Annotated in this window: 22 protein-coding genes and 1 pseudogene; 14 read left to right on the plus strand and 9 right to left on the minus strand. The window is 68.3% G+C overall.

What is annotated here, in order from left to right; genetic code table 11:
- Nucleotides 1-5 precede the first annotated feature (5 nt).
- The gene (locus FHP25_RS01150; RefSeq protein ID WP_147845038.1) at nucleotides 6-1697 is read right to left on the minus strand and encodes a LysM peptidoglycan-binding domain-containing protein; all 1692 of its coding nucleotides are present in this window, start codon (nucleotides 1695-1697) and stop codon (nucleotides 6-8) included.
- Between the two features lie 149 nt (nucleotides 1698-1846).
- On the opposite strand from FHP25_RS01150, the gene FHP25_RS01155 reads away from it, so the two are divergent.
- From FHP25_RS01155 to FHP25_RS01165, 3 genes are all read left to right on the plus strand, one after another.
- The gene (locus tag FHP25_RS01155) at nucleotides 1847-2446 is read left to right on the plus strand and encodes an LOG family protein (RefSeq protein ID WP_147845039.1); all 600 of its coding nucleotides are present in this window, start codon (nucleotides 1847-1849) and stop codon (nucleotides 2444-2446) included.
- A gap of 196 nt (nucleotides 2447-2642) precedes the next feature.
- Entirely contained in the window at nucleotides 2643-3860 is a 1218-nt protein-coding gene (locus tag FHP25_RS01160; protein WP_147845040.1) for an NADP-dependent isocitrate dehydrogenase, read from the plus strand.
- A 271-nt stretch (nucleotides 3861-4131) separates the two neighbouring features.
- Entirely contained in the window at nucleotides 4132-5649 is a 1518-nt protein-coding gene (locus FHP25_RS01165) for a pyruvate kinase (protein ID WP_178133196.1), read from the plus strand.
- Nucleotides 5650-5684: 35 nt separating this feature from the next.
- On the opposite strand, the gene queC is transcribed toward FHP25_RS01165, so the two are convergent.
- Together queC and FHP25_RS01175 are read right to left on the minus strand one after the other, a co-directional pair.
- Entirely contained in the window at nucleotides 5685-6392 is a 708-nt protein-coding gene (queC, locus tag FHP25_RS01170) for a 7-cyano-7-deazaguanine synthase QueC (protein ID WP_147845041.1), read from the minus strand.
- Nucleotides 6393-6596: 204 nt separating this feature from the next.
- The gene (locus tag FHP25_RS01175) at nucleotides 6597-7760 is read right to left on the minus strand and encodes a YncE family protein (RefSeq protein WP_178133197.1); all 1164 of its coding nucleotides are present in this window, start codon (nucleotides 7758-7760) and stop codon (nucleotides 6597-6599) included.
- A gap of 256 nt (nucleotides 7761-8016) precedes the next feature.
- Here FHP25_RS01175 and FHP25_RS01180 point away from each other — a divergent pair, with 256 nt between their 5' ends.
- From FHP25_RS01180 to FHP25_RS01205, 6 genes are read left to right on the plus strand one after another with little or no spacing between them, the layout of a single operon-like run.
- Entirely contained in the window at nucleotides 8017-9624 is a 1608-nt protein-coding gene (locus FHP25_RS01180; RefSeq protein WP_147845043.1) for an ABC transporter substrate-binding protein, read from the plus strand.
- Between the two features lie 34 nt (nucleotides 9625-9658).
- On the plus strand, nucleotides 9659-11254 hold the full coding sequence (locus tag FHP25_RS01185) for an ABC transporter substrate-binding protein (RefSeq protein WP_147845044.1): 1596 nt from the start codon (nucleotides 9659-9661) through the stop codon (nucleotides 11252-11254).
- 31 nt (nucleotides 11255-11285) lie between these two features.
- Nucleotides 11286-12233, plus strand: a complete 948-nt coding sequence (locus FHP25_RS01190; protein WP_147845045.1) for an ABC transporter permease — start codon at nucleotides 11286-11288, stop codon at nucleotides 12231-12233.
- Nucleotides 12234-12235: 2 nt separating this feature from the next.
- Nucleotides 12236-13150 (plus strand): ABC transporter permease, encoded by a 915-nt coding sequence (locus FHP25_RS01195; RefSeq protein WP_147845046.1) that lies wholly within the window; start codon nucleotides 12236-12238, stop codon nucleotides 13148-13150.
- Nucleotides 13151-13156: 6 nt separating this feature from the next.
- Entirely contained in the window at nucleotides 13157-14200 is a 1044-nt protein-coding gene (locus FHP25_RS01200; protein WP_147845047.1) for an ABC transporter ATP-binding protein, read from the plus strand.
- Nucleotides 14193-15170: an ABC transporter ATP-binding protein gene (locus FHP25_RS01205; RefSeq protein ID WP_147845048.1), complete on the plus strand. Its 978-nt coding sequence runs from the start codon at nucleotides 14193-14195 to the stop codon at nucleotides 15168-15170. Before FHP25_RS01200 ends, FHP25_RS01205 begins: the two co-directional genes overlap by 8 nt.
- 3 nt (nucleotides 15171-15173) lie before the next feature.
- On the opposite strand, the gene FHP25_RS01210 is transcribed toward FHP25_RS01205, so the two are convergent.
- Nucleotides 15174-15563 carry a type VI secretion system tube protein Hcp gene (locus FHP25_RS01210; RefSeq protein ID WP_147845049.1) on the minus strand — a complete coding sequence of 130 codons (390 nt, stop codon included), beginning with the start codon at nucleotides 15561-15563 and terminating at the stop codon, nucleotides 15174-15176.
- 168 nt (nucleotides 15564-15731) lie between these two features.
- Between FHP25_RS01210 and FHP25_RS01215 the strand changes: the two genes are divergently transcribed.
- The 4 genes and pseudogenes from FHP25_RS01215 to FHP25_RS41255 all read left to right on the plus strand — a co-directional run bounded on the left by FHP25_RS01215 (nucleotide 15732) and on the right by FHP25_RS41255 (nucleotide 18770).
- On the plus strand, nucleotides 15732-16643 hold the full coding sequence (locus FHP25_RS01215) for a LysR family transcriptional regulator (RefSeq protein WP_147845050.1): 912 nt from the start codon (nucleotides 15732-15734) through the stop codon (nucleotides 16641-16643).
- 87 nt (nucleotides 16644-16730) lie between these two features.
- On the plus strand, nucleotides 16731-18161 hold the full coding sequence (locus FHP25_RS01220; RefSeq protein WP_147845051.1) for an amidase: 1431 nt from the start codon (nucleotides 16731-16733) through the stop codon (nucleotides 18159-18161).
- A gap of 37 nt (nucleotides 18162-18198) precedes the next feature.
- Nucleotides 18199-18615, plus strand: a pseudogene (locus FHP25_RS42550) (amidohydrolase family protein); the annotation flags it as partial.
- The gene (locus FHP25_RS41255; RefSeq protein ID WP_218578130.1) at nucleotides 18567-18770 is read left to right on the plus strand and encodes a hypothetical protein; all 204 of its coding nucleotides are present in this window, start codon (nucleotides 18567-18569) and stop codon (nucleotides 18768-18770) included. The pseudogene FHP25_RS42550 and the gene FHP25_RS41255, both read left to right, overlap by 49 nt.
- Before the next feature lie 14 nt (nucleotides 18771-18784).
- Here FHP25_RS41255 and FHP25_RS01230 read toward each other — a convergent pair whose 3' ends face one another.
- Entirely contained in the window at nucleotides 18785-19699 is a 915-nt protein-coding gene (locus FHP25_RS01230) for a hypothetical protein (RefSeq protein WP_178133198.1), read from the minus strand.
- Nucleotides 19700-19810: 111 nt separating this feature from the next.
- Here FHP25_RS01230 and FHP25_RS01235 point away from each other — a divergent pair, with 111 nt between their 5' ends.
- Nucleotides 19811-20083 (plus strand): DUF3303 domain-containing protein, encoded by a 273-nt coding sequence (locus tag FHP25_RS01235; RefSeq protein ID WP_147845164.1) that lies wholly within the window; start codon nucleotides 19811-19813, stop codon nucleotides 20081-20083.
- Here FHP25_RS01235 and FHP25_RS01240 read toward each other — a convergent pair whose 3' ends face one another.
- The 4 genes from FHP25_RS01240 to alaS are packed head-to-tail and all read right to left on the minus strand — an operon-like array spanning nucleotide 20084 to nucleotide 23655.
- On the minus strand, nucleotides 20084-20383 hold the full coding sequence (locus FHP25_RS01240) for a hypothetical protein (protein WP_147845053.1): 300 nt from the start codon (nucleotides 20381-20383) through the stop codon (nucleotides 20084-20086).
- Nucleotides 20384-20398: 15 nt separating this feature from the next.
- Nucleotides 20399-20599 (minus strand): hypothetical protein, encoded by a 201-nt coding sequence (locus tag FHP25_RS01245; RefSeq protein ID WP_147845054.1) that lies wholly within the window; start codon nucleotides 20597-20599, stop codon nucleotides 20399-20401.
- 57 nt (nucleotides 20600-20656) lie between these two features.
- Nucleotides 20657-20995: a hypothetical protein gene (locus FHP25_RS01250; protein ID WP_147845055.1), complete on the minus strand. Its 339-nt coding sequence runs from the start codon at nucleotides 20993-20995 to the stop codon at nucleotides 20657-20659.
- The gene (gene alaS, locus FHP25_RS01255) at nucleotides 20995-23655 is read right to left on the minus strand and encodes an alanine--tRNA ligase (RefSeq protein ID WP_147845056.1); all 2661 of its coding nucleotides are present in this window, start codon (nucleotides 23653-23655) and stop codon (nucleotides 20995-20997) included. The genes FHP25_RS01250 and alaS overlap by 1 nt, the downstream gene beginning before the upstream one ends.
- Nucleotides 23656-23838: the final 183 nt, after the last annotated feature.

Consider the following 23838-nt stretch of genomic DNA (forward strand, 5'->3'; position numbering starts at 1 on the left):
CTTTATCAATCAAGGGATTTTGGGATGACGAACGTTTGACCAGGATAAATCAGGTTAGGATCGCGGATCTGGTTCTTGTTGGCTTCGTAGATCACGGTATAGCGCTGCCCGTCGCCGTAGCGGGCGCGGGCGATGTTCCACAGATTGTCACCCCGCACGATGGTGACAACCCCCGGCCGCGCCAATGTCATGCGCTCGAACGGCACCTCCAGGCGCGACGTGACACCCCCGCCCGCGCCGAGCTGGTCGATCCGCACCGTGCGTTTGCCCAGCGCGATTGCGTCGGCCGGCTGCAGGGTCCATCGCCCGTCGACTCCGGCGGTCGCGTCACCGGCCACGCGGTTGTCCACATAAACCCGCACGGTCGTGCCCGCGGGGGCCTGCCCGGTGACGGTCAGCTGCCCCTGCTCGTCATAGTCGACGGCGCCCAGCACCAGTTTGCCCGAGCGCGCCAGCGCATCGGGCCCGCCGGGCGCCTGGATCACCGTGCTCGGCCCGCCGGCCGCCGGCGTCGACACCACCAGCGGCAGCGACGCGGATGGGGCCGCACCGGCCTGCGGTGACGTTCCGGCCGCCGCGGGCGCCGTCAGCGCGCCGGACCGGACCGGGACATCCACAGTGATCGTACGGTCGGACCGTGCGATCTCCCGCCCGTCGCGGTGCTGCACCAGCCGCAGATCATGCGCTCCTGGCGCCAGCGGCGGGTCGATCACCACCACCCACTCGCCGCGTGCGTCGGCGTCCACCGCCGCCAGCACCCGCTCGCCGTCGAGCACGGTCACGCGCGCGCCCGGCGCGGCGCGGCCGGCGATCACGCCGCGCCCGTCAGGCGCGATGCGCGCGATGTCGAAGGTCGGGGCGATAGTCCCCGGCGCCATCGGCGGTACCGGGGCGGGCGTGGACGTCGTCGGCAATGCGGCCGGCGGCGCCGGCCGGGCCGCATCGGCTGACCGTGTCGCATCGGCGGGTGCCGGCGCAGCGGCCGGCGGCGGCGCCCCGGCGATTTGCGGTGCCGGGCTGCCGGCGGCAACCGGCGGCACGGCGGGGGCAGCAGCAGGGCCGGCCGGCCTCGCGCCCGTCGCCGGTGCGGACGGCGACGGTGCAGACGGCGCAGCCGCTGCCGGCGCCGCCCCCGGGGGCGCCCCGGCCGCTGCCGGCGGCGGACGGGTGGCATCGGCGACCTGCCCGCCTGCCGGCGTGCTGGCGTCGCGCTGCCAGGGCGTGATGCCGATCCAGTAGCTCGCGAAGATGCCGACCAGCAGGATCACACCCACGCCCGGCAGCCAGCGCGACAGGCGGAAGCTGGGACGCACGGCATTGCTTGCTGCGGCGGGCGCAACCCGGGTGGGCGCGCCCGACGGCGTGGTCACGCTGGCGACGGCCTCGGCCGAGGCCGCGGCCGAGCCCGGCACCACCCAGATGTCCTCATCGTCCGTTGGCGGCCGGGCATCGGGCGTGCTGGGCCGCTTGATCGTGACCCGCCGCGTCGTCGCCATGACGCTGTCGGCGACCGGCGCGCTGCGCAGCCGCTCGGCCGGCGGCTCGCGCGGCGACACCGGCGCCGGGTCGGCCTCGGGCGCGGCCGTATCAGGCGCCGGCGCGAATTTCTTCGCCAGCGCGGCCACGGCCGAGCGAATCGCCTCCTCGTCGGGAACGTCGGGCGGCGTTCCCGGGGGTGGGGTTGATTCGCGACTCATCGGCTCGTCCGTTGTACCTTTACGCACGCAGCACTTCGTGGGAACAGCATCATGCCACCGCGCGCCGGGCGCCGGAACCGCTTTCGGCGGCCGGCATCAGCGCTGGCGCTGTGGACGAACACCCCTCCATGCCGGCAGAAAGCCCCGTCATGACCAACGCTGCCCTCCCTGCCCTTCATGCTGTCTGCGTCTTTTGCGGCTCCAGCCCCGGATCCGACCCGCGCTATGCCCGCGAGGCGCGGCGGTTCGGACGCTTGCTGGCGGAGCACAAGGTGGGACTGGTTTATGGCGGCGGTGCGGTCGGCCTGATGGGCGCCGTGGCCGACGGCACATTGTCCACCGGCGGCCGTGTCGTGGGCATCATCCCGCGCTTCCTGCTGCGCGCCGAGGTCGGGCACGAGCACCTGAGCGAGCGTATCGTCGTCGAGACCATGCATGAGCGCAAGATGGCCATGTTCGAGCGGGCCGACGCCTTCGTCGTGCTGCCCGGCGGCATCGGCACGCTGGAGGAGCTGTTCGAGATCCTGTCCTGGCGCACGCTGTCCCTGCACGCCAAGCCGATGGTGGTGGTCGAGGCCGACGGCTACTGGGACCCGCTCAAGGCCCTGATCGAGCGCTGCGTGGCGACGCGCTTCGCACGGCCCGAGCTGCACGACCATATCCGCTTCGTGCCCACGGTCGACGCGGTGCTGCCCACCCTGACCGCCATGCCGACCGACCGGACTCCGTCCAAGATCGAGAAGACGTGAACGCATAAGGCCGGGCCGCGGCGCTCCAGCGCCGCTCATGATCCGGCGCCAGGCGCCGGTGTGGCACTCCAGCGCCGCGGCCCGACCGTTTGCCTCGCCTTGCCCGTCCCTGCCCCGTCCGCTAGAACCCGCGCGCCGGCGGGGCGTCGTGGGGCCACGCCGAGTCCTCCCTACTTCCACGGCAAAAGGTTGTTCCATGGCCAAGATCAAGGTGAAGAACCCGGTCGTCGAGATGGACGGCGACGAGATGACCCGCATCATCTGGCAGTTCATCAAGGACAAGCTGATCCTGCCGTACCTCGACATCGACCTGAAGTACTACGATCTCGGCATCGAAGCGCGGGATCGCACCAACGACCAGATCACGATCGATTCGGCCAAGGCGACGCAGCAGCACGGCGTGGCTGTGAAGTGCGCCACCATCACCCCCGACGAGGCGCGGGTGAAGGAGTTCAACCTCAAGGAGATGTGGAAGTCGCCCAACGGCACGATCCGCAACATCGTGGGCGGCACGATCTTCCGCGAGCCGATCGTGTGCAGGAACGTGCCGCGGCTGGTGCCGGGCTGGACCAAGCCGATCGTCATCGGCCGCCACGCCTTCGGCGACCAGTACCGCGCCACCGACTTCGTGGTGCCCGGCAAGGGCAAGCTGACCATCAAGTTCGAGGGCGAGGACGGCAAGACGATCGAGCACAACGTGTTCGACTTCCCCGGCGGCGGCGTCGCCATGGCGATGTACAACATCGACGACTCGATCATCGGCTTCGCGCGCAGCTCGTTCAACTACGGTCTGATCCGCGGCTGGCCGGTCTACCTGTCGACCAAGAACACGATCCTCAAGCGCTACGACGGCCGCTTCAAGGACCTGTTCCAGAAGGTGTTCGACGAGGAATTCGCCGCCAGGTTCAAGGAGAAGAAGCTCACCTACGAGCACCGGCTGATCGACGACATGGTGGCCTCGGCGCTGAAGTGGGAAGGCGCCTTCATCTGGGCGTGCAAGAACTACGACGGCGACGTGCAGAGCGACACCGTGGCCCAGGGCTTCGGCTCGCTGGGCATGATGACCTCGGTGCTGATGACGCCGGACGGCAAGACGGTCGAAGCCGAGGCGGCGCATGGCACGGTCACGCGCCACTACCGCGAGCACCAGAAGGGCAAGGCGACCTCGACCAACCCGATCGCCTCGATCTTCGCCTGGACCCAGGGCCTGAAGTACCGCGGCATGTTCGACGACACGCCGGATCTCGTGAAGTTCGCCGATACCCTGGAGAAGGTCTGCGTCGATGCCGTCGAGAGCGGCAAGATGACCAAGGACCTGGCGCTGCTGATCGGCCCCAACGAGCCGTGGCAGACGACGCAGCAGTTCCTCGACACGCTCGACGGCATGCTCAAGGAGCGCATGGCGACGTGGTGAGCCGCTAGCTTCCCGGTTACGCAGGATGAAGGGCCGGGCATGATCCCGGCCCTTTTTCTTTGCCGGGAGCCATCGCCAGCCCACCTTCTCGTCGACCCTCGCGCGAGGCTCAGGATGCAGCAATGGACAGGAGCACGGCCAGTGACGACGACGTTTCTTCCGGACGCAGTGCCGTTCACGGCGCTGTCATCGGCATGGCGGCAAGATGCATCTGCGGTGCACCGCGCGTTCCGATTGATCCGCCAGCTCTTCTATCGGGTATACTTGCGCCATGTCAGACAACACCGATGCGGTTGAGGTCATGAGCGAGCCCGGCGCCTTGCTCGACGAGCTCGTTGCGCTGCGCGAAGCGGTCGCCATGGAGGCCGCGGCGGCACTTGCCGACTGGCAACCCGGGATCACGCGCGCGGCCTTCACCCCCAGCGCCGCCAATCTCGCGGCGTATCTCGCGCTGCGCCGCCACGATCTCGGAGCGCTGCAGGACGAGCTGAGCTTCTGGGGCTTGTCCTCCCTGGGCCGGAGCGAAGGCCACGTCCTTGAGAGTCTCGACGCGGTCATCGCCGCCGTCGCCGCCATTGCCGGACAGCCCCTGCCGGCGGGTATTTCACGGCCTGATCGCCGTGCCTGGCAGCACGGGGAGATCATCCTGCGAGAGAACAAGCGCCTGCTGTTCGGCGCGGATCCTCACGGGCCCAAGACGCGCGTCATGGTCACCCTGCCGACCGAGGCAGCGACCGATCCCGGCCTGGTGCCGGCGCTGATCGCCGCTGGCACCGACTGCTTCCGAATCAACTGCGCGCACGACGATCCAACGATCTGGTCCGCGATGATCAGGCACGTGCGCGCCGCCGCCGAAAGCAGCCGCCATTGCCCGGTGCTCATGGACATCGCTGGCCCCAAGATCCGCATCGACGCGCTCTTTGATGAGCACATGCCGCGGCTCGCCGTCGATGACCGGTTCGCCCTGACCGGCGGCAACCCGCCCCCGGCGGATATCGGCATTCCCTCCGTTGCCTGTCAGGCTCCGGGTGTCGTCGGGGCGCTCGTCACCGGGGCGCAGGTGTGGTTCGACGACGGCAAGCTCGGCGCCGTGGTCGAACGCTGCGCACCGTGGGGCGCCGTGCTGCGCATCACGATCGCCCGTGACAAGGGCGTGCGGCTCAAGCGCAAGAAGGGGCTCAACTTTCCCGACACCGATGTCATGCTGCCGGCATTGACCCCAAAGGATCTCGCCGATCTCGATTTCGTGGCGAGCAACGCCGACATGGTCGGCTTTTCGTTCGTGCAGACGGCCGAGGACGTCCACTGGCTTCAGCGCGAGCTGGCGGCGCGCCGCGGCGCGGCCGCACCGCTGCCGGTGGTGCTGAAGATCGAAACCCGACGCGCGGTGGAAAACCTGCCACGGCTGATCGTCGCGGCGGCCGGCCGCCAGCCGCTCGCGGTGATGATCGCGCGCGGTGATCTCGCGCTGCACCTTGGGTTCAAGCGGCTGTCAGAAGTCCAGGAAGAGATCCTGTGGCTGTGCGAGGCGGCGCACGTGCCGGCGATCTGGGCGACGCAGGTGCTGGAGCAGCTGGTCCGCAAGGGCCTGCCGACACGCGCTGAGACGACCGATGCGGCCATGGGCCAGCGCGCCGAGTGCGTCATGCTCAACAAGGGGCCGCATCTTGTGGAAGGCGTAAGCTTTCTCGACGATGTGCTGCGCCGCATGGATCGCCACCAGCGCAAGAAGTCGGCCCGCCTCGCACCACTGCGGGCCTGGACAGCCATGCGTCCGGCGAGGCGCTGACCGGCACAGCCCTGGGATGGCGGCGTGTCCCAGAGCTACCTCGAGCCGGCGGACTGTCGGTAGCGCGCCCAGCCCTGCGCCCGCAGCGCGCACGCCGGACAGGTGCCACAGCCATAGCCCCAGGCATGCCGCGTGGCGCGGTCACCAAGGTAGCAGGTGTGGGTCTCGGCCACGACGAGATCCACCAGCGCCGTGCCGCCCAGCGCCTCGGCAAGCTGCCAGGTGGCGGCCTTGTCGAGCCACATCAGCGGCGTGTCGATCACCAGCCGGCGGTCGAGGCCCAGGGTCAGCGCGACCTGCAACGCCTTCAGCGTGTCGTCGCGGCAGTCAGGATAGCCCGAATAGTCGGTCTCGCACATGCCGCCGACCAGGCGCCTGAGGTCGCGGCGATAGGCGACGGCAGCGGCATAGGTAAAGAACAGGATGTTGCGGCCCGGCACAAAGGTGTTGGGCAGGCCGTTCTGCTCGAAGGCAATGGCGGCGTTGCTGGTCAGCGCCGTATCGCCGATGGCTGCCAGGGTGCGCAGGTCCAGGACGTGGTCCGCGCCCAGCCGCGACGCCCAGCGCGGAAAGCCGCGACGCAGGGCGAACCGCACCGCCTCGCGGCATGCCATCTCGATGGCATGCCGCTGGCCATAGTCGAAACCGACGGTCTCGACATGGTCGTAGCGATCGAGCGCCCAGGCGAGGCAGACAGTCGAGTCCTGGCCGCCCGAGAACAGCACGAGGGCACGGTCGGTCATGATGGTCCTCCTTGGCGATGACGCACCGTCGCTGACCCTGTACCCGGAATCACTGGTTGGTGACACACCTGTCATCCCGAGCGCAGCGAGGGATCTCCTGCGGCAGAGCGCACAGTGCGCCATTCGCAGGAGATCCCTCGCTGCGCTCGGGATGACAATGCCTGCGATCGACCATCGGTCAATCCCGCGTCCGCGCCCTTCTCCTCACAGGCCGCCGGCAGTCCGGATGGCGGCGCCGCCGCCACCAAGCTTGATCGGCTTGCCGGTGTCGACCAGCTTGGCGCCGTCCCAGCGGAAGACCATGGCGTTCTCCTCGACCATGTTCTGCACCACGATGGTCCTGCCGTCGCGCGAGAAGGCGATGCCCTGCGACCAGCGGCCGATCGGCGCTTCGGCGGCCTTGGTCAGGCGCATGCCGTCGACCCTGTAGACCACCAGGCGTCCGGTGGTGTGGAAGAACGGCGAGTCCTTGGGCCGGCCCGTGCCGTTGTGCAGGACGACGCCGCACCACTTGCCGTCCGGCGACAGCATCATGCCTTCCGGCGTCTCATAGCCGAGATCGACCCAGCCGACGGCGCGCGCCGGGTTCTTCGACAGGTCGATGACGGTCAAGGTGTCGACGTCGCCGGTGCCGCGGCCGACATTGGCGACCAGCGCCATCTTGCCGCCGGGATGCACCACCACCGGATAGGGCCGTGTGCCGACCGAGATCTCGCGCTTGGTGTCCTCGAGCTTCTCGCCGTCGATCTTCAGCACCTTCACCGTGTTGTCGCCGTACATCGACACCAGGGCGGTCTTGCCGTCGGGCGTGACCGCGACATGGCTGGGCGACGACGTGTCCTTGCCGATCGTGAGCTTCGTGAGCTCACGCGCCTCCTGGCCATTCAAGGCATACATCGACACGCTGCCTTCGTTGCGGTTGGCGACCAGCAGGAGCTTGCCGTCGGGCGTGATCGACATGCCGGACGGCGCCTTGCCGGCCTGGATCTGCCCGACCACCTTGGGCGGACTGGCCTTCAGGTCGATGATCGCGATCTTGTCGTCCGCCTCCTGCTTGGTGGGATCCTTGGCGTCGATCTTCATTGCCGAGGCGACATAGGCGACCGATCCGTCGCGCGCGACCGCCACCGACAGCGGCGGACCGACGACGCTGCCCGGCACGTCGATCTCGGCCAGCACCTTGGGCGGTGTGACACCCAGGTCGATCACCGTCGCCGTGTCCGGCTTGGGGCCGGCGACCACCTTGGGAACGCCATTGTCCAGCACCATCTTGCGGTCATTGGACGAGACCGCGATCTGGGCTGAGGCCTGAACGGACAGACACGCGAGCGACACAACGAACGCGACAGCGCCGGCGGACTTCGACATCGCTTCCTCCCATGGCCTTGAACGCAGGTCATGCCCGCGCCGGCTGCGAGCATAAACCTGCGTGCGTGCACCGCTCCAGAGGGGCTGACCGCGCCGCGCTCGAAAGCGGCGAGCAATCTCGCGCCCTGCTGGCCCGCGAAAGAAAAGCCCAAGCCTCTTGCACGGCCGGCCCGATCCTGTGCTAGCGTTCGCTCCAACAAACAACAGGACGGCACGGCGGCATCGGCCGCGGGTGACGTAGGAACGGAGGAAACCCATGCGCACCGCCTTGGCGGCCGTTGCGGCTGCCTTTCTGTCGGCTGTCGCCGGCCTGGCAGGTCCGGCCCTGGCTCAGAAGCACGGCGGCACGTTGCGTATCTACCATCGCGACATGCCCGCCAGCGCCTCGATCCACGAGGAAGCCACGGTCTCCACCAACATGCCGTTCATGGCGGTGTTCAACAACCTGGTGTTCTTCGACCCCGACGTGAAGATCAACAGCCCCGAGAAGCTCGTGGGCGAGCTGGCGACAAGCTGGGCGTGGAACGCCGACAATACCCGGCTCACCTTCCAGCTGCGCCAGGGCGTGAAGTGGCATGACGGCAAGCCGTTCACCAGCAAGGACGTGGTCTGCACCTGGAGCACCCTGTCCGGCCTCACCGCTCCCGAGAAGGGCGGCGACATGCGCAAGAACCCGCGCAAAGTGTGGTATCAGAACCTCAAGGAGATCACGACGAAAGGTGACTACGAAGTCACCTTCGTGCTGGGGCGTCCGCAACCATCATTCATCGCGATGCTCGCTGCCGGCTACTCGCCGGTCTATCCCTGCCACGTGCCGGCACGCGAGATGCGCACCAAGCCGATCGGCACCGGTCCCTTCAAGTTCGTCGAGATGCGGCGCAACGAATCGATCAGGCTCGTGCGCAATCCCGACTACTGGAAGCCGGGCCGGCCCTATCTCGATGCCATCGACTGGAAGATCATCGACAACCGCTCGACGCGCGTGCTGGCCTTCATCGCCGGCGAGTTCGACCTCACCTTCGATTCGGACATCACCTTCCCGCTGCTGAAGGACGTGCGTTCGCAGGCGCCCAAGGCCGTCTGCGAGGCGCGGCCCACCAACGTCAGCAACAACCTGATCGTCAACCGCGACGCGGCGCCCTTCAACAATCCCAAGATCCGGCTGGCGATGGCCATGGCGCTGGACCGCAAGACCTTCGTCGACATCCTGAGCCAGGGCAACGACAAGATCGGCGCCGCCATGCTGCCGGGGCCCGAGGGCGTCTGGGCGATGCCGGCCGACATGCTGGCGACGCTGCCCGGCTACGGGCCTGACACCGAAAAGAACCAGGCGGCGGCGCGCAAGATCATGGAGGAGCTGGGCTACAGCGACGCAAACCCGCTGAAGGTCAAGGTGGCGACCCGCAATATCGCCGTCTATCGCGACCCGGCCGTCCTGCTGATCGACCAGCTGAAGAAGATCCATATCGCGGGCGAGCTCGATGCGGTCGACACGGCGGTCTGGTTCTCCAAGATCGCGCGCAAGGACTACCAGGTCGGCCTCAACCTCACCGGCCTGGGCGTCGATGACCCCGACGTGAACTTCTACGAGAACTACAGCTGCGGCTCGGAGCGCAACTACACCGGCTACTGCAACAAGGAGGTCGATGCGCTGATCGACGCCCAGTCGCGCGAGGCCGATCGGGAGAAGCGCAAGAAGATGGTGTGGGAGGTGGAGCGCAAGCTGGTGGAGGACGTGGCGCGGCCGATCATCTCGCACAACGTCGCCAACACCTGCTGGCAGCCCCATCTCAAGGGTCTCGTGCTGCAATCCAACAGCATCTACAACGGCTGGCGCTTCGAGGGCGTCTGGCTCGACAAGTGAAGCGTGCGTGCGCGTACCAGTAGCGGAGGAAAACATGTCGTCTCGACTGGCATCGATCGGCGCCATGCTCACCGCCGTGGCGCTCGCCGCCGCCGCGCCGGCGCTGGCCCAGAAGTCCGGCGGCGTGCTGCACGTCACCCATCGCGACAACCCGCCGAGCGCCTCCATCCACGAGGAGGCCACGATCTCGACGGTCATGCCGTTCATGTCGCTCTACAACAACCTTGTCGTGTTCGATCCCAAGACCAAGCAGAACAGCCTCGATGCCATCGTTCCCGAGCTCGCGACCGCGTGGAAATGGAGCGAGGACGGCACGCAGCTCACCTTCACCCTGCGCGACGGCGTGAAATGGCACGATGGCAAGCCGTTCACCAGCGCCGACGTCAAGTGCACCTGGGACCGCATCATCGGCGCGACCGAGGCGCGGTTCCGCAAGAACCCGCGCAAGCCCTGGTACTTCAACCTCAAGGAGGTGACCACCAACGGCGACCGCGAGGTCACGTTCCGGCTTGGCCGGCCGCAGCCGTCGCTGCTCGCGATGCTGGCTGGCGCCTTCTCGCCGGTCTATCCCTGCCACGTGCCGGCGGCGCAGATGCGCACCAAGCCGATCGGCACCGGTCCGTTCAAGTTCGTCGAGTTCAAGCAGAACGAGTCGATGAAGGTGGTGCGCAATCCCGACTACTGGAAGCCGGGCCGGCCCTATCTCGATGCCATCGAGTTCACCATCATCGCCAACCGCTCGACGGCCCTGCTGGCCTTCATCGCCGGCAAGTTCGACCTCACCTTCACCGGTGAGGTCACGACGCCGCTCTTGAAGGACATCAAGTCGCAGGCACCGCAGGCCGTCTGTGAGATGCAGCCGACCAACACCCAGGCGAACCTGCTGGTCAATCGCGACAAGCCGCCGTTCGACGACGCGCGCGTGCGCCGCGCCATGGGCCTGGCGATCGACCGCAAGGCGTTCGTCGATATCGTGGCCGAGGGCAACGGCGACATCGGCGGCGCCATGCTGCCGCCACCGCAAGGCATCTGGGGCATGCCGCCCGACGTCCTGGCCACGGTCGCGGGCTATGCGCCCGACGTCGAGAAGAGCCGCGAGGAAGGCCGCAAGATCATGGCGGCGCTGGGCTACGGCCCGGACAAACCGCTGAAGATCAAGGTCTCGACCCGCAATATCGCCGCCTATCGCGACCCGGCCGTGATCCTGATCGACCACCTCAAGCAGGTCTATATCGAGGGCGAGCTGGAGCCGCTGGACACGCCCGTGTGGTACGCCCGCATGGCGCGCAAGGATTACTCGGTCGGCATGAACGTCCAGGGTATCGGCATCGATGATCCCGATGTCGTCTTCTACGAGACCTTCAGCTGCGGCTCCGAGCGCAACTACACGAACTATTGCAATCCCGAGCTGGAGAAGCTGTTCGACCAGCAATCGGTCATGACGGACCAGGCCAAGCGCCGGGCGCTGGTGTGGGAGATCGACAAGCGTCTGCAGGAGGACGGCGCGCGCCCGGTGATCTTCCATGGCCGCGCCGCCACCTGCTGGCAGCCGGCCGTCAAGGGCATCAACCTCGCGGTGAACACCATCTACAACCACTGGCGCTTCGAGGACGTCTGGCTGGACAAGTAGAGGCTGCGACCGCGCGAAACGGAGTCGGGGCATGGGCGCCTATCTCGTCAGACGGCTGGCACTGATGGTCCTGACGCTGTTCGGGATGTCGGTCGTGATCTTCGTCCTGCTGCGGATCGTGCCCGGCAACATCGCCGACATCCTGTTCGACTCGGCCGGCATGGTCGACCCGGCCGAGAAGGCCAGGATCGTCGCCGAGCTGGGCCTCGACCAGCCCATCGCCGCTCAGTACCTGAAATGGATCGGCGGCCTCTTCCAGGGTGACCTCGGCTACTCCTACCTGTCCGAGAAGCCCACGATCGAGGAGATCGCGCCACGCATCCCGATCACGGCCAAGCTGGCGCTGCTGGCGCTGATCTTCTCGACCGTGATCGGTGTGCCGCTGGGTGTCATCAGCGCCGTGCGGCAGAACAGCGGCCTGGACTACGTCATCCGCGTGCTCAGCCTGAGCGGCCTCTCTCTGCCCTCGTTCTGGCTGGGGCTGCTGATCCTCATGGCCGCGGTGCGCTATTTCGGCGACATCCCGATCTACACGCGCACGCCCGCCAGCCTGTGGGACGAGCTGCTGCTGTACAGCCTGCCAGCCGCCGCCGTCGGCTTCCGCAGCTCGGCGCTGGTGATGCGCCTGACGCGATCCTCGATGCTGGAGGTCCTGCGCCAGGACTACATCCGCACCGCCCGCTCCAAGGGCGCGTCCGCCGCCGCGGTCAACTTCAATCACGGCCTGCGCAACGCGGTCCTGCCGGTGATCACCATCATCGGTATCGAGGCGGCCTTTCTGCTGGGCGGCCTGATCGTCACCGAGACGGTGTTCAACATCCCCGGCGTGGCGCGCTTCCTGGTCGAGGCGATCCGCTGGCGCGACTACCCGATCGTACAGAACCTCGTGATGTTCATCGCGCTGGTGGTGGTCGTGGTGAACCTCATCGTCGACCTGCTCTACAGCGCGCTCGACCCGCGCATCCGGTACGCGGATTGACCATGACCGACTCGCGCATCGACTTCACCGCCGCCGACCACGCCGCCGAGCTGGCCAGGGCGGGAGCCCATGTCACCGGCTGGCGCGGCGCCACCCTGCTGCTGATCCGGCGCTATCCGCTGGGCGCCATCGGCGCCGTCATCTTCACCCTGTTCGTCTTCGCGGCGGTGTTCGCCGACGTCGTGGCGCCGATGGACCCGCTCTCGACCAACTCGAGAGCGTCCCTGGCGGCGCCCAGCGCCACCTACCTGCTGGGCGCCGATTTCATGGGGCGCGACGTCTTCAGCCGCCTGGTCTACGGCGCCCGCATCTCGCTGGCGGTCGGCCTGGGCGCGACCGCGCTCGGCTGCCTGTTCGGCATCCTGGTCGGCCTGCTGTCGGGCTATCTCGGCGGCTGGATCGACCTCGTGGTGCAGCGCGTCATCGACATCATGCAGTCGCTGCCGCTGCTGGTGATGGCGCTGGTGATGGCCGCCTCGCTGGGGCCGTCGTTGCGCAACACCATCATCGCGATCGCCATACCGCTGGTGCCCAACGTCGCGCGCGTCATCCGCTCCAACACGCTGTCGCTGCGCGAGATGCCGTTCGTCGAGGCGGCCCGCGCGGTCGGCATGGGCGAGCTGCGCATCGCCCTGCGGCACGTGCTGCCCAACACGCTGGCGCCGATCATCGTGCTGGCCACGGCCCAGCTCGGCTCGACCATCCTGACCGAGGCGTCGTTGTCGTTCCTCGGCCTGGGGGTGCCCGAGCCGCATCCGTCCTGGGGCCGCATGCTGTCCGAATCAGCCGCGGAATACGTGCGCACGGCGCCGTGGCTGGTGATCTTCCCGGGCGTGGCCATCAGCCTCATCGTGTTCGGCACCAACCTGCTGGGCGATGCGGTGCGCGACATCCTCGATCCACGCCAGCGGAGTTGAGCACGCATGGTCGTACAGTCCGCGTCCGCTTCCGCCGCCCTGGACGACGGCGTCGTCCTCGACGTGCGGGGCCTGAAGACCTACTTCTACACCCGCCAGGGCCTCTTGAAGGCGGTCGACGACGTCTCGTTCGCGGTGCGCAAGGGAGAGACGCTGGCCATCGTGGGTGAATCGGGCTGCGGCAAGAGCATCACGGCGCTGTCCCTGATCCGGCTCGTGCCGACGCCGCCGGGCCGCATCGTGGGCGGCGCCGTCAGCCTTGCCGGCACCGACCTGCTGCGGCTCGACGAGAAGGCGATGCGCGGCGTGCGCGGCAACGACATCTCGATGATCTTCCAGGAGCCGATGACGTCGCTCAACCCGGTCATGACCATCGGGCGGCAGATCGGCGAGGCCCTGATCCTGCACCAGGGCCTGACGCGTGCCGCGGCGCTGGCACGCGCGGTCGAGATGCTGCAGCTGGTGCGCATCCCGGAGCCCGAGCAGCGCGCCCGCGACTACCCGCACCAGCTCTCCGGCGGCATGCGCCAGCGCGCCATGATCGCGATGGCGCTGGCGTGCAATCCCAAGGTCCTGATCGCGGACGAGCCGACGACGGCGCTCGATGTCACCATCCAGGCCCAGATCCTCGATCTGATCGTCGACCTGCAGCGCCAGCTCGGCACCGCCGTGATCCTCATCACCCACGACCTCGGCGTGGTGGCCGAGACCGCGCAGCGCGTGATCGTCATGTATGCCGGCCGCAAGGTCGAGGAGGCGCCGGCGTCCGAGCTCTTCGCGCGGCCGCTGCACCCCTACACGTCGGGCCTGATGGCCTCGATCCCGCGCCTCGACCTGATCCGTGGCCATGTCGAGGCCGGCCGGCTGCAGGAGATCCCCGGCATGGTGCCGGCGCTCACCGACCTGCCGACCGGCTGCGCCTTCGCACCCCGCTGTCAGTTCGCGGTCGACCGCTGCCACGCCGACTATCCGCCCTACGAGGAGAAGCGGCCCGGCCGCTGGGCGGCCTGCTGGCGCTCGGATGAGCTCTACGGAGCGGCCCATGCCTGAAGCCGCCGCCAAGCCGGTGCTGGAGGTAAGCGGGCTGAAGAAGCATTTCCCGGTGCGCAAGGGCTTGCTGCGCCGCACGGTCGGCCATGTCTTCGCGGTCGACGGCGTCAGCTTCTCGATCGGCGAAGGAGAAACCCTGGGCCTGGTCGGCGAGAGCGGCTGCGGCAAGACCACGGTCGGCCGCGCCGTGCTGCGCCTGGTCGAGCCGACCGACGGCAGCATCCGGCTCGACGGCGCCGACATCACGGGCCTGCGCAAGGCCGAGCTGCGGCCGCATCGCCGCAAGATGCAGATCATCTTCCAGGACCCGTTCTCGTCGCTCAACCCGCGCATGTCGGCCGGCGACATCGTGGCTGAGCCACTGGGGGTGCACCGCGTGGCGCGCGGCAAGGCGCTGCGCGACGAGGTCGCCGCCCTGTTCGAGCGCGTCGGCCTGCGGCGGGCGCAGATGGATGCCTACCCGCACCAGTTCTCCGGCGGCCAGCGCCAGCGCATCGGCATCGCCCGGGCGCTGGCGCTGAACCCGAAGCTGATCATCGGCGACGAGCCGGTGTCGGCGCTGGACGTGTCGATCCAGGCGCAGGTGATCAACCTGCTGATGGACCTGCAGCGCGAGCGGCGCCTGTCCTACCTCTTCATCTCGCACAATCTGGCGGTGGTCGAGCATATCAGCCACCGCATCGCGGTGATGTATCTGGGCCGCATCGTCGAGCACACCGACAAGAAGACCCTGTTCACCAATCCGCTGCATCCCTACACCGAGGCGCTGCTGTCGGCGGTGCCGGTGCCCGACCCGGCCATCAAGCGCAAGAAGCTGGTCGTCCAGGGCGACGTGCCCAGCCCGGTGCGGCCGCCGCCCGGCTGCCACTTCCACACCCGCTGCCCCTACGCCGTCGATCGCTGCCGCATCGATTCGCCGGCGCTGCGCGAGGTGGTGCCGGGCCATCACGTGGCCTGCCATCTGCGCTAGGGTTCAACGGCTTGCGGTCCCCTTGGCGGCGGCGAATTCGACCTCCTCAGTCCGGTCGGACTTGAGCCGGACTGCGACCAGCACGTCCTCGATCAGCGCCCGAATGGTGATCTTGGGATGGATGAGGTGAATCTGGATCGATTTGATGTGGCGCCCCTGGGCAGCAGAGTGGAGCAAGGACGGCGTGTGCAGACCGGACGTGCATGTCAGGTAGACCGTGCCGTCGGTGAAGTCAGGGAAGAATTTGCCGCTGATCCTACCGCCCCTAAGGCTGTCGCCGCCGGGCCACGTGATGGAGCTGGCCGCAATCCATCCGACATAGGCCGCCGGCTTGACCACGCTGCCCTTGACGTCGTCGACCTTCACATAGATTTCCCCTGAGAAACTGGTCATCGTCCCGCCTCGTTGTGTGTGGACGCTCACACCCACCAACGCTTCCGGGCTGCGAAAATTTCATCCGACGATCGCCGGGCGAGGCTGACCGGCCGCGCAGTCGTTGCGCCATCGAAGGGCATGAGGCACATTTTTTCTGCTGATCGTTGCGATAAGGATTTCTTTGAGATGCGCAGTCTGAACCTCGACCAGCTGCGGACGCTCATCGAAGTAATCGAGCAAGGCAGCTTCTCGGCCGCGGCGCGCCAGCTCAACCTGACGCAGCCGGCGGTCAGCCTGCAGATCCGCGAGCTGGAGCAGCGCTTCGGCGTGTCGCTGATCGAGCGCATGGGCAAGACGGTGCATGCGACCACGCCAGGCCGCGAGCTGGTCGAGCATGCCCATCGGATCTTCCGAGAGTGCGATTTCGCCGCCTCGGCCATGCGCCGCTACCGCGACGGCTGGGTCGGCAGGGTGCATGTCGGCACCACCAACACGGCGCTGACCTACCAGCTGCCGCCGATCCTGCGGCGGCTGCGCCAGGAGCATCCCGGCATCGAGCTGCTGGTCACCAACATGCCAACCCGCGACACGCTGGAGAACATCATCCAGAACCGGATGGATCTCGGGCTGGTGACCCTGCCGGTCGACGACACGCATCTTCGGATCACGCCGCTGCGCCTGGAGATGCTGATGGCGATCCTGCCGGCCAGCACGCCCGACATCCCCGACGTGGTCACGCCCGAGTACGCCGCCCAGCATTCGCTGGTCCTCGAGCACGGCCGGGGCGCCGTGCACGCCCTGGTGATGCGGTGGCTGGCCAAGCAGCTGCCGCTGCCGCGCACGCCCATGCTGATGGGCACGATCGAGGCCATGAAGAAGGTGGTCGAGCTCGACCTCGGCATATCGATCGTGCCGGACGTCGCCGTCGCCGACCCCATCCCCGGCGTGGTCGTGCGGCCGCTCGATCCGCCCACCGCCTGCACGCTGGCGCTGATCGAGCACCGCAGCAAGCCCAACGAGCCGGCGCTGGAGATCGTGCGCAACGCGCTGCTCGAGCTCAAGGCCATCTCCGACGACGCGCCGGCGCCGGCGGCGTAGCGCCGCGCATCGCGACGGTCGCGAGCCCGGCGGGGGCAGGATAAGCTCGCCCCCAACCGATCCGAACCACGAGAGGAAACTTCCAGGATGACCACTTCCGAACTCTGGCAATGGGACGCCGTCGACCTCGCGGCAGCGATCCGCAGCCGCAAGGTCTCGAGCCTCGATGCGACCGTGGCGGTGATCGAGCGCATGCATGCGGTCAACCCCAAGGTCAACGCCGTCGTGCGCGACCTGTCGGACGAGGCGCTGGCGGCAGCGCGCGCCGCCGACGAGGCCGTGCGCCGCGGCGAGCGCCTGGGGCCGCTGCACGGCGTGCCCGTCACCATCAAGGAGAATGTCGACCAGCTGGGCCTGCCCACCATCAACGGCGTCGTCGCCTACAAGGACCTGACCGCCACCGAGGACAGCCCGCCGGTGGCCAACTGGAAGAAGGCCGGGGCGGTGATCGTGGGCCGCACCAACACACCGGCCTTCTCGCTGCGCTGGCACACCGACAACGACGTGCACGGCCCGACGCTCAACCCGTGGAGCCGGTCGCGCACGTCGGGCGGCTCCTCGGGCGGCGCCAGCGCCGCCCTGGCCGTCGGCATCGCGCCGCTGGCGCATGGCAACGACTACGGCGGCTCGATCCGCTACCCGGCCTATACCTGCGGCCTGGCCGGCATCCGCCCCACCATGGGCCGGGTCCCGGCCTTCAACCGCACGGCATCGGTCGAGCGCTCGCCGACCAACCAGCTGATGGCCGTGAACGGCCCGCTGGCGCGCAAGGTGCGCGACGTGCGCGTCGGCCTGGCGGCGATGTCGGGCCGCGATGCGCGCGATCCGATCTGGGTGCCCGCCCCCCTGGAGGGCGCGCCGCCGGCGGCGCCGGTGCGCGTCGCGCTGTGCGTGCAGCCCAAGGGCCAGTACACCCATCCGGCGGTCGCCGAGGCGGTGCGCAAGGCCGGCAAGGCCCTGGCCGACAACGGCTACGCCGTCGAGGAGGTCGAGCCGCCGGCATTCGAGGCGGCGTGCCAGGTGTGGCGCAAGCTGGTGTTCACCGAGACCCGGCACCTCACCTATGAGAGCATCGAGAAGCTGGGCGACGCGCAGGCGCGAAAGAGCGCCGGGCTGTGGCTGGAGCTGCAGCCCGACCTGTCGCTCAAGGAATACATGCAGGCGCTGGCCGAGGTGCTGACGCACCGTCGCGCCTGGGCCGCCTTCATGGAGACCTACGCGCTGATCATCGGCCCCAACTCGGGCGACCTGCCCTTCGAGGTCGGCTTCGACTGCAAGGACGTGCAGACCTTCCGCCACGTGCTCGACGCCCAGGCGCTGATGACCCTGGTCAACATGCTTGGGCTGCCGTCGGTGGCGGTGCCGGTCGGCACCACCGCCGTGCCCGACGCACCGCAAGGCCTGCCGCTGGGGGTCCAGATCATCGCCCAGCGCTTCCGCGAGGACCTGGCGCTCGACGCCGCCGAGATCGTCGAGGCGGTGCACGGGATCACGACGCCGATCGACCCGGTGTGGTAGGCTATCACGACCGAAGTCCCTCTTTGACGCGCACTTCCACATCATCGACCCGCGCTTTCCGCTGGCGGTCAACGAGGGCTACCTGCCGCCGGCCTATACGGTCGACGACTACTGGGCCGCGGCAGGCCCGCTGGGCGTCTCCGGCGGCGTCATCGTCTCGGCCTCGTTCCATGCCTACGACCAGGGCTACCTGCTCGATGCGCTGGCGCGTTTCGGTCCCTGCTATGTCGGCGTCACGCAGCTTCCCGAGACGGTCGACGATCAGACCATCCGCTACCTCGACCGAGCCGGGATGCGTGCTGTGCGCTTCATTTTCTACCGCGGCGTCACCACCCGTCGCTGCTCGAGCTGGTCTGGCGCGGCCACAAGGTCAAGGCCAGCGGCTTCGGCCGGGTCTCGCTCACCGTGCGCGCCACCCTCCAGGCGATCGCCGATGCCGACCAGACGGCACTGATGTTCGGCACCGACCTGCCCTCGACCCGCGCCAACCGTCCCTTCTACCCCAGCGACATCGACCTGATCGCCAGCACGCTGGGCCCGGCGCGCGCCGAGCGTGCCCTGTTCCACAACGCCATCGCCTGCTACCGCCCGGCACAGGCGCCGGTCTAGCCACGGACCATGGGTCAATCCGACTGGATCAGCTTGTCCGTCATCTTGATCATTCCGAAATATTCGATCGCGAGCGCCGGGTCGATGGGCGCGTATTTTTCGAAGCCATTGACCTTGTCGGCTTCGTAGTCGTTGCTGCCCTGCTTCGCCGTCTTGTATTTGCGAATGCGCTGCGCGGCGTACGGGATCCAGAGCTTGGGATCGGTGATCCACGGCGCGGTCGTCGGCGTGTCCTTGAACCAGAAGACGAGGCCGTCGTCGACCTTCTCCCTGAACCAATGCCAGTTGCGGAAGATGAAGCGCAGCTCAGAGGTCGTGATCGGCACGCCGGTCTGCAGGCCCATGTTGATCGGCATCTCCGTCTTGCCGACGACGTCCGCCATCGTGATGCCGTCGATGATGTAGTGGATCGTGCCGCCCCGGTACTCCATGACATACTCGATGCCGAACTTGCAGGCGCGGCGTATCGCCAGATACAGCGCCGCGTCCAGCGCGGTTTGCTTGGTCAGCGCATCCTTCAGCATGGCGACAAACGCGTCGTAGTCGCCAGGGACCCTGTTGTCGTTCTTCGGCATTCGGGAGATCGACTTGTCGTCCCGCACCGAGATCGGTGAATAGCGGCTCTTCAGCAGTTCATCGATGTAGATGCCGGTGCCTGGCACACTCGTGACATTGGCGAGGATCTTACGGGCGAGCGTCTGGCTCGTAATGAACTTCGCCTCGACCATGGTGATCGGCTGGTTGTAGTAGTTGATCAACGCCTTCTTCGCCAGGTCTTCGAGCTGAAGCAGCATGCCGACGGTCACGACACCGCCGCTTGCCTGGACTTCCTGCTTCTTGTGGGCGATCCATTTGTCCAGGTACTTGTCGCGCCAATCGGACACGCCGTAGAGCACATCGTACTTTGGTCTGAATCGCGTATGAAACATTTTTGAAATCCTGCAGACCATCGATATGCTTCCAACCATACGCCGCTTGTGGCTGAACGCAAAGCGAGCATTTCTCGACGCAACGCGTCTCTACCATAGATGGAAGGCCAGATGCTGTTCATGGTGATCGAGACCTTCCGCAATCAGGACGGCAAGGCGGTCTACCGCCGCCTCCGCGACAAGGGCCGCATGGTGCCGGAGGGCGTGACGTTCGTGAGCAGCTGGGTGTCGGCCGATCTCGGCCGCTGCTTCCAGGTCATGGAATGCGACGACGTCGCCCTGCTGCAGCGCTGGGTGACAGCGTGGTCCGACCTCGTCGCGTTCGAGATCGTGCCGGTGACGGCCGGCAAGGACACCGCAGCGGCGCTCGCGGGAGAACTCTGATCAGGCCGGCGGCAACGGCAGGCCGTGGGGCAGGACGAACAGCAGGATCACCGCCAGCACCATGGCCGTCGTGACGATGGCGGTGATGTAGGACACCGCGTCGCGGCGGCGCTCATGCGCGCGCCGCGCCCGATCGGCCCCATCACCGCCTTCCTGCGCCAGCTCGGCGGCATGGCGCAGCGCCAGCCCGCCGCTGGCGGCGATCAGCCGCGCCTCCTCGGCCGCAACGTCGATGAGGCGGGACGGCGGCAGGCGCGGCTTGATGCGGCGCCACTTGAGCCTGCGCAAGCGGCCGGCCATGGCACACCCCGCCGCTCAGCGCCGCCGCCGCGGCGGCGCCTGCTCGGCAGGGTCGTCGCGGGTGCGCTCTTCCGCCACGGGCCCGCCCGTGTTGGGCCGGTTCTCGGTCGCGTCCTCGCGACGGCGCGGCGCCGCCGGCGGCTTTCCGGGCTTGCCCGGTCCGGAGGGCGGCGGCGGCTGGGGCAGACCCGACGGATCGTTCTGCTCGCGTGTCATGCCCCAGGAACGGCCTGGGCACGGCAAAGGTTGCCGGCCGCCCGCCGGCGGTCAGGGTCAGTACGTGATCCGGTACCGATTGGGCGTGCTGTAGCCGCGGGCCTTCATGCAGCTGTCCATCAGCGTGGCGCTGCGGTTGCGGTCGTCGCGCGCCGCCATCTGATCGGGCAGCTGGGTCCGGCCCAGCCGCTGGTCGGTGCCGCCCAGCGTCGCCTCGCGGTCGGCGACGATGCCGCGCTCCTTGGCCAGCGGCCCCTCGATCTGGGACCGGCACAGCGCCTCGTCCTTGTGGCGCTGATCGTCGGAGATCCCGTCGCGGCTGTAGTCCGGCTTCGAGCAGGCGACCAGCGCCAGCGCCGCCACGATAGCGAAGCGCCCTTTCCAACCACGCACCATCAGTTCACCCCGCGGGCTGCGATAGCCTGTTCGATCGCCGTCAGCGCGGCGTCGGCCTGGGCGGCGTCGGGCCCGCCGCCCTGCGCCATGTCGGGCCGGCCGCCACCGCCCTTGCCGCCCAGCGTGGCGACCGCGGCACGCACCAGGTCGACCGCGCTCAGCCGCCCGGCCAGGTCCGCGGTGACGCCGACCACGGCCGAAGCCTTGCCGTCCTCGACCCCGATCAGGGCCACGACGCCCGAGCCGACCTGCTTCTTGAAGTCGTCGGCCATGCCCTTGAGGTCCTTGCCCGGCACGCCGTCCAGCCGCCGCGCGATCAGCTTGATGCCGGCGATCTCGCGCGGGCCGGCCTCGGCCCGCGCCGCGCCGCCGCCGGCCAGGGCCAGCGCGCGGCGCGCCTCGGCGATCTCGCGCTCCAGCTTGCGCTGGCCGTCGACCAGCGCCGTGATGCGGGCGGGCACGTCGTCCGGCCGCACGCGCAGCGCCGCCGCCGCCTCGGCGAGCTTGTCGCCCTGCTCGCGCACATAGGCTTCGGCCGCGGCGCCGGCCACCGCCTCGATGCGGCGCACGCCGGCCGCGACCGCGCCTTCCGACACGATCTTGAACAGGCCGATATCGCCGGTGCGCCGCGCATGGGTGCCGCCGCAGAGCTCGACGGAATACTCATCGCCGTCGCTGCCGCCGCCCATGCTGAGCACCCGCACCTCGTCGCCATACTTCTCGCCGAACAGCGCCATGGCGCCCGCCTTCACCGCCTCATCGGGCGTCATCAGCCGGGTCTCGACCGGCCCGTTCAGGCGGACATGGGCGTTGACCTCGTCCTCGACGTGGCGCAGCTCGTCGGGCGTCACCGCCTTGGGATGGCTGATGTCGAAGCGCAGCCGGTCAGGCGCCACCAGCGAGCCCTTCTGCGTGACGTGATCGCCCAGCCGGTTGCGCAGCGCCTTGTGCAGCAGGTGCGTCGCCGAATGGTGGGCGCGCAGCGCGGTGCGGCGCGCGACGTCGATGCTGAGCGTGACGTCGTCGCCGACCTTGATCTCACCCGACTCGACGACGCCGACATGGGCATGCACGTCGCCCAGCTTCTTCAGCGTGTCGCTCACCTGGAAGGCGCCCGACGCGGCCGTGATGCGGCCCGTGTCGCCCATCTGGCCGCCCGACTCGCCGTAGAACGGCGTCTGGTTGACGATGACCTGGCCCTTCTGGCCCGCCTTCAGCACCGGCACCTCGTGGCCGTCCGCCAGCAGCGCCAGCACCTTGCCCTCGGCGCTGTCGGCGTCGTAGCCGAGGAACTCGGTGGCCCCGACCTTCTCGTGCAGGTCGAACCAGATGGCCTCGTTGGCGGCCTCGCCCGAGCCCGCCCAGGCGGCGCGGGCCTTGGCCTTCTGCTCGGCCATGGCGCGGTCGAAGCCCCCAAGGTCGACGCCGATCCGGCGCGCCCGCAGCACGTCCTGCGTCAGGTCGAGCGGGAAGCCGTAGGTGTCGTAGAGCTTGAAGGCGACGTCGCCTTTCAGCGTGCCGCCCGCGCCCAGCTCCGCGGTCTCCTCCTCCAGGAGCCGCAGGCCGGTGCCGAGCGTGGCGCGGAATCGGGTCTCCTCCAGCTTCAGCGTCTCGGTGATCAGCGGCTGGGCCCGCATCAGCTCGGGGAAGGCGTCGCCCATCTGGTGCACCAGCTCCGGCACCAGCCTGTAGATCAGCGGCTCCCTGGCCCCCAGCATATGGGCGTGCCGCATGGCGCGGCGCATGATCCGGCGCAGCACGTAGCCGCGGCCCTCGTTGGACGGCAGCACGCCGTCGGCGATCAGGAACGAGCTGGCGCGCAGATGGTCGGCGATCACCCGGTGCGAGGGCGCCTGCGGCCCGTCGGGGGCGACGCCGGTGGCATGCGCGGAGGCCTCGATCAGGGCCCGCATCAGGTCGATGTCGTAGTTGTTGTGCTTGCCCTGCAGCACCGCCGCGAGGCGCTCCAGGCCCATGCCGGTGTCGATGGAAGGCCGCGGCAGGTCCAGGCGTTGATCCTTCGTGACCTGCTCGAACTGCATGAACACCAGGTTCCAGATCTCGATGAAGCGATCGCCGTCGGCATCGGCCGAGCCCGGCGGGCCGCCGGGGATGTCCTCGCCGTGATCGTAGAAGATCTCCGAGCACGGGCCGCACGGGCCGGTGTCGCCCATCGCCCAGAAATTGTCCGAGGTCGGGATGCGGATGATCCTGGAGTCGGGCAGGCCGGCGATCTTCTTCCAGTAGCCGGCCGCGTCGTCGTCGGTATGGAAGACGGTGACCAGCAGGCGCTCCCTGGGAATCCCGTACTCGCGGGTGATCAGGTTCCAGGCCAGCTCGATGGCGCGTTCCTTGAAGTAGTCGCCGAACGAGAAATTGCCCAGCATCTCGAAGAAGGTGTGGTGCCGCGCGGTGTAGCCGACATTCTCCAGGTCGTTGTGCTTGCCGCCGGCGCGCACGCATTTCTGCGACGTGGCCGCCGTGCTGTAGGGGCGCTTCTCCAGGCCGGTGAAGACGTTCTTGAACTGGACCATGCCGGCGTTGGTGAACATCAACGTCGGGTCGTTGCGCGGCACGAGCGGGCTCGACGGCACCACCTTGTGCTGGTTGTCGCCGAAGAACTCCAGAAACGTCCGCCGGATATCGCTCGTTGTCGCCATTGCCTTGTCTATCTGCGCCAGAGGCCGGCAGGCGCGAACCTCCGCGCGACCGATCCTATTGGAAAGTCAGGGTTCTTACCGCGCCGGCCCATCCGGTGTCCACATGGTGCCGGCCGGCCGCGCCTGCCAGGGCCCTGCATCCGATCCTTGTCAGCCGGGATGCGAAGGATCAAGCTTGCAGGG

Source organism: Vineibacter terrae, assembly GCF_008039615.1.
GTDB lineage: Bacteria > Pseudomonadota > Alphaproteobacteria > Reyranellales > Reyranellaceae > Vineibacter > Vineibacter terrae.